Raw genomic sequence first — 15,930 nt, forward strand, 5'->3', positions numbered from 1 at the left:
GATGCGCTCATGTGCTCATGCGCTGACGCCGGGAGCGCGCTGTTCCGCAGCGCCCGCAGCAGGCAGGGTGAAGAAGAAGGTGCAGCCCGTCCCTGGCGCGCTCTCGACCCAGATGCGGCCCCCGTGCAGCTCCACGAGGCCCTTCGCGATCGACAGGCCGAGCCCCGTGCCCTGGTGCGCCGTCTCCTTGGCCTGCCAGTAGCGCGTGAACAGCGAACCGCGCTGCTCCTCGGGGATGCCCGGCCCCGTGTCCCGCACGGCGAACACCACCTCCTCGCCCTTCGGCTCGGCGCGCAGCTCCACCTCGCCCCCGGGCGGCGTGAACTTCACCGCGTTGCCCACGAGGTTGCAGAGCACCTGGAGCACGCGCTCGTGATCGCAGCGCACGGGGGGCAGGTCCCCGGCCACGTGCTGCTCGAGGCGAACCGACTTCTCCGCGGCGGGCTCCTTGAGCAGCTCCATCGCGTCGGCGAGCAGCGCCTCCGGCTTCTTGTTCACCGGCTCGATCACCAGGTGGCCCGCGTCGATGCGCGCGAGGTCGAGCAGGTCGCGGATCAGCCGTTCCATCCGGTCGGCTGCGCGCTTCAGGCGCTCGAGCGGCGCGTGGGCCCCCGGGAGCTGCTCCTCGGGCGGCAGCTTCCGCGACAGCACCTGGAGGTTCATGAAGATGGTCGCGAGCGGGTTCTTCAGATCGTGCGAGACGACGGCCACCATGTCTTCCCGGGCGCGGATGGCGCGCTGGGCGCTGTCGTAGAGCCGCGCGTTGTCGATCGCCAGCGCTGCCCTCCGCGCGAGTTCCTCCGCAAGGGAAGCGTCCTCGGCGCCGTAGCAGAGATCGTCTTCGCCGCAGCCGAGCGTCAGCACGCCGAGCGTCGTGCCCCGGCTGACGAGTGGCACGGAGAGGAAGCGCTCCAGGTCGAGCTGCCCCAGAAGTTCCGCCTCCTCGGGCGTGCCGAGGGCCGCAGGATCGCCGTCCAGATCCCAGGGTACCGGCTCGCCCGTGCGGAGCGCCTGGGCGACGGCGAGCGGCGTCACCGACCCGACCGTCGCGCGCCCTTCGAGCTTGCGCGCCGAGAGCGAGCGGGAGGGATCGGCGTGGACGACCACGGCCCGGCGCAAGGTGGACGCGCCCTCCAGCACATCCACCATGCAGAACGAGGCCACGAACGGCACCGGCAACCTCGCCACCCGGGTCAAGGTCGCCTCGTAGTTGAGCGACGTGGACAGCCGACGGCTCGCCTCGGCGAGGAACGCTGCCCGGCGCTGCGCATCCTCGGCGGCGGCCCGGGCGTGCCGCTCCTGCTCCAGCCGGAGCGAGCGCTCCCGCTCGCTGTCGAGCGTGCGCGCGTAGAGATCGCGGTGGATCAGGGCAGTGCGCAGGATCGAAACGAGCCTGCGCATCATCCCCCGGTAGTGCGGCGCGAGCTGCGGCTCACCGTCGAAGCAGAGCAGCAGCGTCACCACCCGGTCGACGTGGCTCCTCGGCGTGTCGGTGGGCCCCGCGCCCGGGACCTCGGCTTCCGCCTCGGCCTCGTGCCCCGACCCCGAGAGGCGCCACGTGACCAGCCCTGGCCGCGCCAGCTCGGGGTACGGCAGCGGCTCGCCTCGGGCGAGCGGGAGGCTGCACGAAGTGGCCGGCAGCCCCACCGCGCCGAGCAGCCGCGGAGCGGGCTCCGAATCGTCCAGGAGGATGGTCGCCGAGCAACCCAGCCGCTCTGCCACGCGGTCGAGGAAACCGCTCATGGGCCGCCTCGGGTCGAAGAGATCGAGCGCCGAGACGGTCAGTTCCTGGAGCACGCTGAGCAGCGCGACCCGGTCGTGGAGTTCGCGGTTTTCCGCCATGACCAAGGTCATGCCCCCAGGGCCAGCACCACCGCCGTCTTGTTGTGGAACTGAGGCACCCCGGGTCCGATGGCGCCGATCTCCCCGAACGTCAGGCAACCGATGACGGGCGCCCCGAGCTCTGCGCTGAAGGTCTCGATCTCGGCCTGCACCCCTTCCCCGAGGACCAGCGACCGCGAGACGCAGTCGAACACGATCGCCCCGCCCAGCGGGCCGTTCACCGCCTGCTTTGCCGCGCGCGAGGCCTCTCGGGCTGCGAAGAGCAGGCCGGCACGCTCGCCCTCCATCACCCGCACCAGGCACCCATCGGGCACCTCGCCCACGCAGTGCAGCGTCCCTGCGGCGTCGACGCGCATCGGGTCGCGGATGACGTGATCGCCCCCGGCCTGAGGGATGCCGAGCGGGTGGGACATGGCGAAGTTCACGAACTCATCCTGACTCACCTGGTCGCCTCGGCCAGCGGCGGCGCGCTGGTAGACCGAGAACGCCGGCTCGAACTCCAGCTCCGAGATGGAGGCGCCCTTGACGCGGGTCACCATCGACGGCGGTCCGTAAGGCCTGAACCCGTGGCGGGTACCGACGGCCATCCGGGACCGCGTGTCGAGCGCGATCACCACCGCGCCGTCGACCCACGCCTTGCCCTGAGCGAACTGCGCACCCCGGGCGAGGCGCAGATCATCGCCCGCCCCACCGCCGGCCCAGGCCACCCCCGTGCCGCCCACCTGCACCGCGCCGCGCACCACGTCGGCCGCCTTGCCCGAGAGCACGTCGGCGAGCACGATGCACGCGCGGTTCCAGCCCGGAGGCACCACGGCGGGCAGCTCCGCGAGGGCCTGCGTCGTGGCGGCGACGCCCGCGGCGCGCCCATCCACGCTCACCCGGTCGGCGACCCCGATCCCGAACCGCACGCCGCTCCCGCTCACCACGCCGACCACCAGCCCCAGCGAGAGCATCTCGGTCCCGGCGAACACCCCCGCCGTCGTGCACCCGGCCCATGGCACCTCGCCGAGCTGCTCCGACACCGCCGCGGTGAGCGCGTGCGCATCGTAGCCCGCCGTCGACAGGACCAGCGCGAACACCGGCTCGACCGCGCCCGTGAGCGCCGTCCGCACCGCCTCTCTCGCAGCTTCGGCTGCATCCCGGGACGAGCTCGACCCGACTGAGATCTGCGTGCTCACCGACCACCCCCTGCGTGTTCCCTATCTATAGTGGATCGCCGCGCGTCCGTCATTGTGGCACCTCGCTGCGTGCGCTGCGAATCCGTACCGGGCGAGCAAAGAGAGCGGAGGCTCACCATCATCGCGTCATCGCGTCATCGTGCGAGCGCGAACCGCACCGCTTCTCCTGGCCGTCGACGCGCGAGCTGCGCTTGCCTGGTGGGTCGCACGACAGCGAGCACCGGATACCCGCCCGTCACGGGATGGTCAGGACCGAGAACGATCGGCGTGCCATCCGTCGTCACCTGCACGGCGCCGCGCACCATGGGCGCAGGGAGCGCGAGATCCGGCCCTTCACGCGGCACGCGCGCCCCTTCGAGCCGCATGCCGACGCGATCGACGTGGCGTGAAACGTGCCAGGTTCCGTCGACCAGCGCATCGAGGGCACCCGGAGGAAACCGGTCCACGTGTGGTCCAGGATCCAGCGTGATGCACTCCTCGTGCTCCCCGCTTCCGTCGGGGTTCCCGCCTCCGCCTTCCTTGCCGATTCCGCCGCGCTCTTCGCGCTCGTCGTCCGCACCATCTCTGCGACTCTCCTGGTGCGTCTCGCCCACGAGCAGTCGATCCCTGCGCCGCAACGGGCGCCCCTCGAACCCACCCAGCCCCGCCGCGAGCAAGGTGGCGCGCGCCCCGAGCTGCACCGGCACGTCGATGCCCCCTTGCACCGCCAGGTAGCGCACCGCGACGTCACTCGACGGAACGCGCAGCCGCTCTCCATCGCTCAACCGGACGGCGCGCGCCCCGTCGATGGACACCACCACCTCTCCGACCGCCTGGACCTCCAGACTCCCCAGCGGAATCTCGATGGCTGCGGCGTTCGACGGGTTGCCCACCGCGCGGTTCGCTGCCGCGTGCGTCGTCGCGTCGAGCGGGCCCGAGGGCGGCAGCCCCTGAGACAGTCGCCCTGGCCGACCTCCATCCTGGATCGTCGCCACCGCCGACACCGCCACGAGATCGAGCGCGCGCTGCCCCGAGCTTGCACCCTGCACGGCACGAGACCCGCCCGCCGTCCCACGCGCCCCTGGGCTCACCGCTGCGTGCTCGCTCGACGGCACCTCCGCCCGCGCGAAGCGCACCCGATCGCCAGGCGCGAACAGCATCGCGGGCTCTCGGCCAGGATCGAACGGCGTCACCCCGAGGGCGCGGCCGAGCAACCACCAGCCCCCGGGTGAAGCGCGCGGATAGATCCCCGTGAACCCTCCCGCGACCGCCACGCTCCCCGCGGGCACGCTCGCCCTCGGCGACCCTCGCCGCGGCAGCGAGAGCCGCGGCGCCACGCCACTGCAATACGCGAAGCCCGGCAGAAAGCCGAGCAGCTCCACCACCACCTCGGCGCCCGTGTGCAGCGCGATCACCTCCTCCGGCGACACACCGAGCAGGGTCGCCACCTCGGTGAGATCCGGCCCGTCGTAGACCACCGACACCACGTGGTGGCGCACCGTGGCCTCGGCCTCGCGCCCCGACGGAAGCGCTGCCGCGGACGCGCTCACCCCTTCGCTGCCCGCCGCGCGCTGCGTCCCGGCCGCCCCAAGCGCCTCCAGCGCCAGCGCCTCCACATCCACCCCACGCGCGATGTCCGTGACCAGGATCGCCCCCGCCCCGACCACCACCTCCAGCGCCCGCGCGCCCAGCCGCTCGCGCAGCGCTGCCGCCGCAGCGTGCGTCCGCGTCGCGCGATCCGGTGCCTTCTCCAGCCCCAGATCGACGTAGAGCCCCCGCTCCCCGTAAGGCGTCCAGCGTCCGCTCATCGCGCGCCTCCTTCCCCGGGTCTCCCCGGTCTTCCCGGTTCTCTCCGCCTCAGCCCCGCTCCCCCGGCTTGGTCCCCCCCGCGGCTGCCACCTGGGTCGATGCCGCTGCCGGCCCCGCCGCTGCACCGAGCAATCCCCGCGCCGCCAGCGCCTCGCGCACCGCCCGCGCGATGTGTTCCGAGCCGGGCGTATCGCCGTGAACGCACAGCGTCTCGAGCCCTCCCGCGTCCGCGAGCCGCAGCGCCTGCGCCACCGCCGCGGCGGGCTCGACGAGCAGCGCCCCGGGCGCACTGCGCGGAAGCAACCGCCCTTCCGCATCGTAGCCGCGGTCTGCGAACCCCTCTCGCTCGTACCGCAGCCCCAGCGCCTCGGCCTCTGCGGCGAGCGACCCCCAGGGCGGCCCCACCACGATCTCCAGCGACCCCCCGAGCCCCTCCACCGCGCCGCCGAGTGCCGCCCGCGCCCGCGCCGGATCCTGCGCCGCGTCCCCGTAGAGCGCCCCGTGCAGCTTCACCCGCCGCACGCGCACCCCGGCCACCTCCGCCACGACCTGCAGCGCCGCGCACTGGGATCGCACCGACGCCCGCAGCACCTCCTCCGGCAGCTCCAAGCTCACCCGTCCGAACCCCTCGCGGTCCGGGTACGAGGGGTGCGCCGCCACCTCGGTGCCCGCAGCGCGAGCCAGCTCCAGCGCGCGCTCCATCGAGGCCTGATTCCCTGCGTGACCGCCGCACGCGACGTTGACCACCGTGGCGAGCGCGTAGAGCGCCTCCGGCTCGCCGGGGAGTTCACCGAGATCGATGTTGAGGTCCATGGGATGACCAGAGCATACCCCCACCGCCCAGGACCACCCTCGTGGCGCCCTGCACGAAGGCTCGTGGCGCCCTGCACGAAGGCTCGTGGCGCCCTGCACGAAGGCTCGTGGCGCCCTGCGCGCGAGGCCCCGCCCTGACGCCCGGTCGCGCCCAGGTGTAGCCTTGTCCGAGGGGGGACGATGCACGAACGAGGCAAGCCAGACGAGGCGAACCGCTTTCCTCCGCGGCCACCGCACCCCTATCTCCCCCGACGCTACGGCGAGCACGCCCACGAGCCGGCGCGCCACACCCCGGGCAGCTTGAGCGTCCTCTCGCTCGGCGCCCTCGGCGTCGTCTTCGGCGACATCGGCACGAGCCCCCTCTACGCCCTCAAGGAGTGCGTCAACCCGCCTCACGGCGTCAGCCCCACCGAGCCCCACGTGCTCGGCGTCCTCTCCCTCGTCTTCTGGTCGCTGATCCTCGTCGTCACGGTCAAGTACCTCACGTTCATCTCCCGTGCCGACAACGAGGGCGAAGGCGGCGTCCTCGCCCTGCTCGCCCTCGTCCCTGCCGAGCTGCGCCCCATGGAGTCGGCGCGGCTCGGCGTCGTCCCCGCCCTCGTGCTCTTCGGCGCGGCGCTGCTCTACGGCGACGGCGTGATCACCCCCGCCATCTCCGTGCTCAGCGCCGTCGAGGGCCTGGAGATCGCCACCCCCTCCCTCCAGCGCGCCGTCCTCCCGCTGACCTGCGCCATCCTTCTCGGCCTCTTCTCCGTGCAGAAACGCGGCACGGCCGGCATCGGCAAGGTCTTCGGCCCCATCATGGTGCTCTGGTTCGTCACCCTCGGCGTCCTCGGTGGGGTCCACCTCGTGCGGAACCCGGCGGTCCTCCAGGCGCTCGACCCGCTCCACGCCGTGCGCTTCTTCCGCGACAACGGCGCCCATGGCGCAGGCATCCTCGGCGCCGTCGTCCTCGTCATCACCGGAGGCGAGGCCCTGTACGCCGACATGGGCCACTTCGGCCGCGTGCCCATCAAGCTCGCCTGGTACACGGTCGCGCTCCCGGGCCTCGTGCTCAACTACTTCGGCCAGGGCGCGAACCTCCTGCTCCACCCCGAGGCCGCCGCGAACCCCTTCTACGCCCTCGTCCCCCGAGGCGCCGCCACCTACGCCCTCGTCGCCCTCGCCACCGCCGCGACGATCATCGCCTCCCAGGCCCTCATCTCCGGCGCGTACTCGCTCACCCACCAGGCCGTGCAGCTCGGCTACCTCCCGAGGACCCGCATCAAGCACACCTCCTCGCAGGCCGAGGGCCAGATCTACATCGCCGAGGTCAACTGGATCCTCGCCGCCGGCTGCATCGCGCTCGTGCTGATGTTCCAGCAGTCGACCCGCCTCGCTGCCGCGTACGGCATCGCCGTGACCGGCACCATGGCGATCACCTCGATCACCTACGGCGTCGTCGCGCGCCGCACCTGGCGCTGGCCCTGGATCAAGGTGTTGCCCTTGCTCGCGTTCTTCCTCGCGCTCGACCTGCCCTTCTTCGCGGCGAACCTCGTCAAGATCCACGACGGCGGCTACGTCCCGCTGCTGATCGCTGCCGTGATCTTCACGATGATGGTCACCTGGAAGCGAGGCCGCGCCTACCTCGCCGACAGCGTCGACCGGCTCCTCGCCCCCATCGGCGACTTCCTCGCCCGCGTCCGCGCCCCCGGGGGCCCGGTCCGCGTCTCGGGCACCGCCGTCTTTCTCACCACGCGCCCCGTGGATGCGCCGCCCATCCTCACGCACCACGTGGAGCGCAACAAATCCCTGCACGAGAGCGTCGTCCTGCTCACCGTCTGCACCGAGCGCGCCCCTCGCATCCACATCGATCGACGGGTCGAAGTCGAGCACCTCTCGTGTGGCTTCTACCGGGTGCTCATCCACTCCGGTTTCATGGAAGGGACGCGCGTCCCGGTGCTCCTCCGGCACGCCCAGAAGGCGGGCGCACTCCCCGAGGGCGTGAACCTCTCGGACGTCACCTATTACCTCGGCCGCGAGACCTTCCTCGCGACCGAAAAAGGGAGAATGGGGCGATTCTCGGAAGGTCTCTTCGGCTTCATGGTGCGCAATGCCAGCTCGGCGAGCGCGCACTTCCATTTGCCCTCGGAGCAGGTCGTCGAGCTCGGCATCCAGCTCGACCTGTAGCCCGATCCGCGGCTCGAACGGCGGGGAGGCACGTCCTGCCGACAAACGAAGCCGTCCATCCTGGGCCCGGATCGCCCTGCTTCGCGCATTCTGCTCGGGGCGGCGCGCTTGACGCAGATGGCTGGCTCGCGGATACGCTTTGCGGGATCGTGCGGTCTCGAACGTGCTTTTGCAGCAGGATGAGGTGGGTATGAGGCGGCGAATGCGCTGGTTGGGGTCTGTCGCGCTGTTGGCTGGCATTGCTGGATGCGGGACGGCATCGGAGGTCGGGGTCGAAGAGCCGGGGCAAGCGACGTTCGACGTCGACGAGCTGACGGAGCTGTACCTCGTGGAGTTCGAGGAGCCCTCGATCACCCGCGGTGGCACCGAGGCCGTGCTCGACCTGGAGCGGAGCGCGTTCCGCTCGAGCGCCGCGAACCGCGGCCTCCGTTACCGGGAGCGGTTCACCTTCAACCGGCTCTGGAACGGCTTCTCCGTCGAGGTGGGCGTGGCCGACGCCGCCGATCTCGCGCGCCTCCAGAACGTGAAGGCCGTCTTCCCCATGGTCCACTTCGAGCCCGACGGCGGTGACGACGGCCCCGGCAACACCTCCAACCCCGAGATGGCGAGCGCGATCACCATGACCGGCGCCGCCACCGTGCGGCAAGACCTCGGGCTGACGGGTGAAGGCGTCGTCGTCGCCGTCATCGACTCGGGCATCGACTACGACCACCCCGACCTCGGCAACGGCTGCTTCGGCCCGGGCTGCCGCGTCGCCTACGGCTACGACTTCGTGGGGGACGCCTTCAACAGCCAGAACTCCAGCTCCCGCCCCGTGCCCGACCCCTATCCCGACGACTGTGGCGGCCACGGCACCCACGTCGCCGGCATCATCGGCGCGAGTGGCGTCATCACCGGCGTCGCCCCCGAGGCGACCCTCGCTGGCTACCGCGTGTTCGGCTGCTCCGGCTCGACCAGCGCCGACATCATGATCGCCGCCATGGAGCGCGCCCGGAACGACGGCGCCCGCGTGGTGAACATGAGCATCGGTTCCCCCTTCGCCTGGCCCGAGTACCCGACCGCCGTCGCCGCCGACCAGCTCGTCGAGGATGGCGTCGTGGTGGTCACCTCCGGCGGCAACTCCGGCACCAGCGGCCTCTGGGCCACCGGCGCACCGGGCACCGGCAAGCGCGTGATCGCCACCGCCGCCGTCATCAATCTCAAGTCCACCGCGCCCACGTTCGAGGTCGAGCAGACGCTGTACTCCTACAACCAGGCCACGGCCTCGGCGCTCCCGCCCTCCAGCGGCTCCTTCCCGCTCGTGCGCACCGGCGCTGCCGTTCCCGAGAGCGAGGGCTGCGCCGACCTCCCTGCGGGCGCCCTCGCCGGCAAGGTGGTGCTCGTCCGACGCGGCGGCTGCACGTTCCACGTCAAGGCCTTGATCGCGCAGAACGCGGGCGCCGCCGCGGCGATCATCTACAACAACCAGGGCGGCTCCCTCTCGCCCACCGTCGCGGGCACCCCGGCGATCACCATCCCCGTCGTGGCCATCTCCCAGGACCTCGGCGACGCGCTCAACGCGGCCATCGGCCAGGGCGCGAACACCCTGAACTGGAGCCAGCAGGTCATCTCCACCCCGGCCGACGGGGCGAACATGATCGCGTCCTACAGCTCGTACGGGATGACCGCCGAGCTGGATCTCAAGCCCGACATCGCTGCTCCTGGCGAGTACATCTGGTCCACCTACCCGCTGGAGCTGGGCGGGTACTCCTCCCAGGGCGGCACCTCCATGGCCTCGCCCCACGTCGCCGGCACCGTCGCCCTGCTCCTCCAGGGCCGCTCCGGCATCCCTGCCTGGCAGGTGCGCGACGTCCTCCAGAACTCCGCGGTTCCCGTGGCCTTCCGCGAGAACGTCGCCAGCGGCCTGCCCGACCACACCTTCCGTCAGGGCGCCGGCATGGTCCGCATCGATCGCGCCATCGCGTCGACGGTGTTCGTCACCCCGGGCAAGCTCTCCCTCGGTGAGGACCTCCCCGCGCCGCACGCCGTGACGCTGCACCTCCAGAACGTCGGCGACACCGAGCAGACCTACACCGTCTCGCACCTCGACGCGCCCTCGGCGACCGGCAACCACTTCACCCCGACGAAGCTCATCACCAACTTCGCCACCGTGACGCCCGCGACCCCGACGGTCACCGTCCCCGCCGGCGGCACCGCCGACCTCGAGGTCGCCATCAGCTCCAACCCGGCGATGCCCGAAGGCACCCTCTACGGCGGCTACGTGGTCCTCACCCCCCAGACGCCCCCCGCCCACGGCGACGGCGTGCTGCGCATCCCCTTCGCTGGCTACAAGGGTGACTACCAGCTCATCCCCACCATCGACCCCAACAACAACGGCTACCCCTGGCTCGCGCGCCACTCGGGCAGCAGCGACGCCAACGGCCGGCCCATCTTCACCAACCAGCCCAACGGCGGCACCTTCTCGTCCTTCAGCGGGACCGACCTGCCCTACGTCGTCGCGTTCATCAACCACAGCCCCCGCAAGCTGATCCTCGACGTCTTCGAGGCGACCACCCAGAAGCCCTGGGGCCGCGCCCGCGAGGTCGACTACGTGTTCCAGAACGCGGCGGCCACCGACTACAGCTACTACTCGTGGAACGGCACCACGACGCTCAACAAGAAGTCGGTCAAGGTGCCCAACGGCCGCTACATCATCAAGATGAAGCTGCTCCGCGCCCTCGGTGACGAGAACAACCCGGCGCACTGGGACAACTGGACCTCGCCCGTCATCACCATCAACCGACCCTGAGGCTTCACCGGCGAGGGGCCTCGCGCCCTCGCCGCCTGCCCCCTCGGCGACCCACCTCGCGATGAAACGCCGGCCTCCCGCCCCTCGGCGAGGCCGGGGCCATCGCGGCCTTCCCGAAACGAAAAGGCCGGCCCTCCGCATGTCGGAGAGACCGGCCTCTTCACCCTGCGCAGCCACCTCCACCGCGGCGCGTTCAGCGCGCGGCGGAGGGCGTCACGCGCTCGTTCAGCGGATGGTGACCGCCAGGCGGTAGTCGAACTGCCCGTTCGGATCGCCGGGCTCCTGCACGAACGGCGAGGCCAGCACCTGCAGGTAGTACCTCCCCGAGAGCGCCCCCGCGAACGGGTCGTGCGCCGGGGTCCCGATGCCGTCCATCCGCGCGCAGAACCCGCGGCCGCCGTCGTCGTCGAACCCGATCTCCTGGCCGGCCGCGTCGTACAGCACCAGGTAGCTGTCGGCCTCGCCCGACTCGCAGGTCTTCGCGTCGCCCTCGATGATCTCCGCGCGCAGCGACTTGCCCGCCGGCACGTTGATCTCGAAGAAGTCCGAGTCCTCGTTGTCGAGGTGCCCGCCGAACACGTACACCTCGGCGCCCGTCAGCGGGTTCGCCATGCTCAGCACGTCGTTCACCTCGGCCTCGGCGCCGCCGCTCGCCACCTGGGCCACCTGGAGCGCGTACGCTGCGATGGCTGCGTCGTTCCCGCGCTCCTCCACCTGCACGTAGTACGTCCCGGCTTCGAGGTGCACCATCAAGGCCGAGCAGGTCGACACCCCGCTGTTGTCGTCGTCGTAGAGCGCCACCCCGGCCGCGTCGAACAGCCGCAGCGTGGTCGCCATGCTGACGCAGGTCCGCGCCGTCCCGTCGAAGGTCTCGAACCGGAACACCCCGTCCTGCGCGAGCTGGAGGCGGAACAGGTCGAGGTCTCCCGCCGCCGCGATGCTGCCGGTGATCAGCGCCGAGCCCGTGAGCTGGAGCGAGGAAGCGTCGGCCGCAGCCGCGGTGTTGTTGGGCTCCACCTCGGGCTGCGTCTCGAGCTGGCAGGTGGCGCTGCAGCCGTCGCCGGGCGTGGTGTTGCCGTCGTCGCACTGCTCCGCGCCATCGATGTACCCGTCACCGCAGGTCGGCACCCGCTGGCAGTCCGCCGTGCAGCCCGGGCCGCCGTCGCACGCCTCGCTGCCCTCCACGACCCCGTTGCCGCAGCTCGCGGTGACCGCGATCTCCAGCCGGTAGACCGGGATGATGGTGTTGTTCCCGAAGTCCTCCACGTCGACGTAGTAGGTCCCGGGCTGGAGGCGCCGCGCCCCTGCGTGCGTCGTGCCGGAGATGCGCGAGCAGGTGTCGATCCCGCCGTCGTCCGCGGACGCGATCACCGTCTGCCCGTCGGTCCCGAGCAGGAAGATGTACGTGTCGACGTTGTTGCAGGAGCCTGGCCCGTTGCCGTCGTACGTCTCGATCCGCACGTCCGACAGCGCGGTCAGCGTGAAGGCGAAGTAGTCGACGTCGTTGCCCGGGTTGATCGAGCCCTGGATCAGCGCGTAGGGCGTGACCGGCCCGTTCGCCGTGGCCGACGTCCCGTTCGGCTCCGTCTCCAGGAACAGCTCGCGCATGCACGAGGAGTCGCAGCCGTCGCCGCTCACCGTGTTGCCGTCGTCGCACTGCTCGGGGCCATCGACGAACCCGTCACCGCACACCGGCACCCGGTCGCAGGTCGCCGTGCAGGAGGGCCCGCCGTCGCAGGTCTCCGCGCCCTCGATCACGCCGTTGCCGCAGAGCGCGTTGTACTCCACGAGCAGCGTGTAGGCCGGGATGAGGTCGTTGTTCAGGTAGTCCTCGACCTTGACGAAGTAGGTCCCCGCGGGCACGTGCCGTGCTGCCGCGTCGCTCCCCTTGCGCGAGTCGATGGCGCCGCAGGAATTCACGCCGCCCTGGTCCCGGCGCAGCAGCACCGTCGTCCCGTCGGTCCCGTAGAGGGTGACCACCGTGTCGATCGGGGCCGCGCAGGTGCTCGGCCCGTTGCCGTCGAAGGTCGAGATCCGGAGGTCCGCCGTGGCAGGCACCTCGATCGCGAAGTAGTCGACGTCGCCGACCGGGTTGATCGCGCCACCGAGCAGCACCGGCGCGCTGTGAGGCCCGCTCGCCGTCGCCGCCGTATCGTTCGGCTCCTGCTCCGCGATCAGCTCGTACTGGCAGGTGGCGTCGCAGCCGTCGCCATCGACCGTGTTGCCGTCGTCGCACTGCTCCCCGCCGTCGACGAACCCGTCACCGCACTCCGCGATGCGCTGGCAGTCCTGCGCGCACCCGGGCGTGCCATCGCACTGCTCCGAGCCCTCGACCACACCGTCGCCGCAGAGCGCGTCGTAGCTGACCACCAGCTCGTAGCCGGGGATCGCCAGCGCCGCCGAGCCGACCCGCACGTAGTACGCGCCCGCGGCGAGCCGCGACGCCGCCCCGCCGGCGATGAGCGAGCACGCCCCGGGGCCGCTGTCGTCGTCCTCCGCGAGCTGCGTCGTGCCGTCGCCCGCGAACAGGGCCAGCGCCGTGTCGATGTTCAAGCAGGTCCGCGACCCGCTCGCGTCGTAGGTCGCGATCCGCAGATCGGAGGTGGCCGGCACCTCGATCCGGTACCAGTCCTGGTCCGACGCCGGCGTGATCGCGCCGCGGACCAGAACGTCGGGCGAGAACGGCCCGTCCGCCGTCGCTGCCGTGTTGTTCGGCTCGCTCTCGGTGAAGGTGTCGACCTGGCAGGTGGCGCTGCACCCGTCGAGGTTCACCTGGTTGCCATCGTCGCAGTCCTCGTCCCCCGCGATGATCCCGTCGCCGCACACCGTGGCGCAGGCGCTCGGGGAGCCACTGCACGCATACCCGGGCTCGACCGTGCAGGTGGCGCTGCACCCATCACCGGCGACGATATTGCCGTCGTCACAGGCCTCGCCCGCGCCGACCACGCCATCGCCGCAGAAGCCGGGGATCACGACGCCGCCAGCACCCCCTTCGCCGCCACCTTCACCCCCAGCGCCGCCGGTGCCGCCGGTGCCGCCCATGCCGCCGGTGCCGCCCATGCCGCCGGTGCCGCCCATGCCGCCGGTGCCGCCGGTGCCGCCCATGCCGCCGGTGCCACCCATGCCGCCGGTGCCGCCCTCACCGCCAGTGCCACCCATGCCGCCGGTGCCGCCCTCACCGCCGGTGCCACCCGTGCCGCCGGTGCCGCCCTGGCCACCCGCGCCGCCGGAGCCACCTTCTCCTTCACCGCCAGTACCCCCGGCGCCGTCGCCTTGAGGGATCTTCGATCGATCCACGGACGCGATGAGCTCGCACCCCATGGAGCCGGTGGCTCCCAGGGTGAGCAGCACCGCTGCTACAGCACGATTCACGAAGGACGTCATGCGCCTGATCCTCGGGTGTTGGCCCTGCCGACCACGGAGCTTGGATGCCGCGGTGACCGCGCTGCGCGGCGAGGGCGCTGATTCTCGAGGCTAGAAGAGGAACGCCTGGGGCGGGCGTCAAGCCAGAACCCGCCCGTTCCCGCGACGTGCTACGCCCGCGACGATGGCCCCCGTCCGCGCCTGCGCGGCGCGCCGCCGACCCTGAGTGCGACGTCGTTCGTCCAGGCCCGCTACGGCGCGTCGCCGAACACCAGCTCGATGTTCTTCTGGTCGCGCGAGAGGGTCGCTGGCTGGGTCTTTTGCTGCACCCCGTCTGGCGCGCCGGGCGGCGCGATCGAGCACCACGTCTCGCCGGGCGCCTGGACGCACGGGCAATCCACGCGGGTCCCGCTGTCGTCGTAGCAACCGCGCTGCTGCGTGTAGACCAGCCCCGTCATCGTCAGCGCATCCGGCCGCGCGACCTTCTGGTCACAGACGAGCGTGGACGTGGCCGTCGTGTGGCACTCCGCCTCGATCGTCAACGTCCGCAGGACCGTGCCGTCCCAGACCATCGTGTACTCGCTGCCGGGATCGACGCCGAAGAACGGAGGCTGCTCGCAGACGGTGAGGCAGTCGCTTCCGCGCTCTGCTTGCTCGGTGCAGGTGCCTGGACACGAGTCGAGGTACCAGGAGATGGGCGCGCCGGAGGCGTCCTCCAGCGTGAAGGCATCGAGCCCTCCGCAGCTCTGCTGGCTGCTGATGTAGATGCGCTCGGGGCTTTGGTTCTTGAACCGCACCGTCACGGGGCTCTTGCCGCTGTCGGTGTGGTCCTCGCAGAGGGGAGCCGGTCCGGGGAGCGCCTGGACCGACAGGTCGCACCCGGCGGTGAGCAGGAGGACTGCCGACGTGAGCAGCCCTCGGCTCACCCGACCCGCAGCGAAGGAGCGCATACGGGAGGGGATAGCACGGGCGGTGCCAGCCCCGGGAGTTCCCGGCTCGCCGAGGGTGTGCTCGACCCGAGGGCGCTCGCGCCGGGTCACGGCGTCGCGCGGGCCTGCTGCTGGCGGCGCTGCTCGTCGACCCACGCCTGCGCTTGCGCCTCGGTCTCGACGCTCGCCAGATGAGGCGCGTGCTGCCCTCGACGGAGCATCCTCACCGCGTTCCAGGTGGTGGCGCAGATGAGCCGCTGGGCGAAGCTCGCGCCCCACACCACACCGCCGTGGAAGAGCCAGATGCCGCTCACCTCGAACGCCGACCGGCGGGTCTCCGCGGGGATGTCGCCCAGGCGGGAGACGTCGGCCGACAGCACGACCCAGGAGGCCTCGCGGACGAACCTGGAGAAGACGTCGCCCATCAGCTCCATCTCGTGCGGGCTGATGTCACCGACGAGCTGGAGCTCGAGGAGGTCGGGCGACACGAACTGGAAGAGGTGCGCTCCGACATGCTGCCACGAGCGTGACGGAGGGCTGGACTCGGGGGACGCCTCGAAGCCTTCTCGTCCCTTCCCTGCGCTGCTGATTCGCTCCACGGTGACCCCGACTGAACTGCTCGGTGCCTCACGCCGCTCATGTAGGGCGAGCTGAGGAACCGTACTACGAAGGTTGCTCGCCCACAATCCAGCCGTCGACCGCACGTTCGGGCCCATCGAGCGCAGGATGAGGGACCGTGACAGGGCACAGGGGCGCATCGAGCGCAGGATGGGGGACTGTGACGCGTCACAGGGGCGCATCGAGCGCAGGATGAGGGACTGTGACGCGTCACAGGGGCGCATCGAGCGCAGGATGGGGGACCGTGACGCGTCACAGGGGCGCATCGAGCGCAGGATGGGGGACCGTGACGGGGCACAGGGGCGCATCGAGCGCAGGATGGGGGACCGTGACGGGGCACAGGGGCGCATCGAGCGCAGGATGGGGGACCGTGACGGGGCACAGGGGCGCATCGAGCGCAGGAGGAGGGGCTGAGCCTCGTCACGGTGGCGCGTCGAGCGCA

The 15,930-nt window shown here is 71.5% G+C and carries 9 protein-coding genes; 2 read left to right on the forward strand and 7 right to left on the reverse strand.

What is annotated here, in order from left to right; translation table 11 throughout:
* Window positions 1-15 precede the first annotated feature (15 nt).
* The 4 genes from CMC5_RS06855 to CMC5_RS06870 all read right to left on the reverse strand — a co-directional run bounded on the left by CMC5_RS06855 (window position 16) and on the right by CMC5_RS06870 (window position 5,621).
* Window positions 16-1,842: a sensor histidine kinase gene (locus CMC5_RS06855; RefSeq protein ID WP_050429652.1), complete on the reverse strand. Its 1,827-nt coding sequence runs from the start codon at window positions 1,840-1,842 to the stop codon at window positions 16-18.
* 8 nt (window positions 1,843-1,850) lie between these two features.
* Window positions 1,851-3,020, reverse strand: a complete 1,170-nt coding sequence (locus CMC5_RS06860; protein WP_050429653.1) for an FIST signal transduction protein — start codon at window positions 3,018-3,020, stop codon at window positions 1,851-1,853.
* Window positions 3,021-3,154: 134 nt separating this feature from the next.
* Complete coding sequence (locus tag CMC5_RS06865; RefSeq protein WP_050429654.1) at window positions 3,155-4,807, reverse strand: 5-oxoprolinase subunit B/C family protein; 1,653 nt, start codon at window positions 4,805-4,807, stop codon at window positions 3,155-3,157.
* A gap of 49 nt (window positions 4,808-4,856) precedes the next feature.
* Window positions 4,857-5,621, reverse strand: coding sequence for a LamB/YcsF family protein (locus CMC5_RS06870; protein WP_050429655.1), 765 nt, complete (start codon window positions 5,619-5,621; stop codon window positions 4,857-4,859).
* 180 nt (window positions 5,622-5,801) lie between these two features.
* On the opposite strand from CMC5_RS06870, the gene CMC5_RS06875 reads away from it, so the two are divergent.
* Together CMC5_RS06875 and CMC5_RS06880 are read left to right on the forward strand one after the other, a co-directional pair.
* Window positions 5,802-7,790, forward strand: coding sequence for a potassium transporter Kup (locus tag CMC5_RS06875; RefSeq protein ID WP_082362291.1), 1,989 nt, complete (start codon window positions 5,802-5,804; stop codon window positions 7,788-7,790).
* Between the two features lie 202 nt (window positions 7,791-7,992).
* The gene (locus CMC5_RS06880; protein ID WP_050429656.1) at window positions 7,993-10,578 is read left to right on the forward strand and encodes a S8 family serine peptidase; all 2,586 of its coding nucleotides are present in this window, start codon (window positions 7,993-7,995) and stop codon (window positions 10,576-10,578) included.
* 225 nt (window positions 10,579-10,803) lie between these two features.
* Here the strand turns inward: CMC5_RS06880 and CMC5_RS47290 are convergent, their stop codons facing one another.
* The 3 genes from CMC5_RS47290 to CMC5_RS06895 form a co-directional block, all read right to left on the reverse strand.
* A complete protein-coding gene (locus CMC5_RS47290; protein ID WP_050429657.1) occupies window positions 10,804-13,962 on the reverse strand; it encodes a DVUA0089 family protein in 3,159 nt (1,052 codons plus the stop codon).
* Window positions 13,963-14,192: 230 nt separating this feature from the next.
* The gene (locus CMC5_RS06890) at window positions 14,193-14,891 is read right to left on the reverse strand and encodes a hypothetical protein (protein WP_050429658.1); all 699 of its coding nucleotides are present in this window, start codon (window positions 14,889-14,891) and stop codon (window positions 14,193-14,195) included.
* A gap of 86 nt (window positions 14,892-14,977) precedes the next feature.
* On the reverse strand, window positions 14,978-15,469 hold the full coding sequence (locus tag CMC5_RS06895; protein WP_050429659.1) for a hypothetical protein: 492 nt from the start codon (window positions 15,467-15,469) through the stop codon (window positions 14,978-14,980).
* Window positions 15,470-15,930: the final 461 nt, after the last annotated feature.

The organism is Chondromyces crocatus (genome assembly GCF_001189295.1).
In the GTDB taxonomy this organism is placed as follows: Bacteria; Myxococcota_A; Polyangia; order Polyangiales; family Polyangiaceae; genus Chondromyces; species Chondromyces crocatus.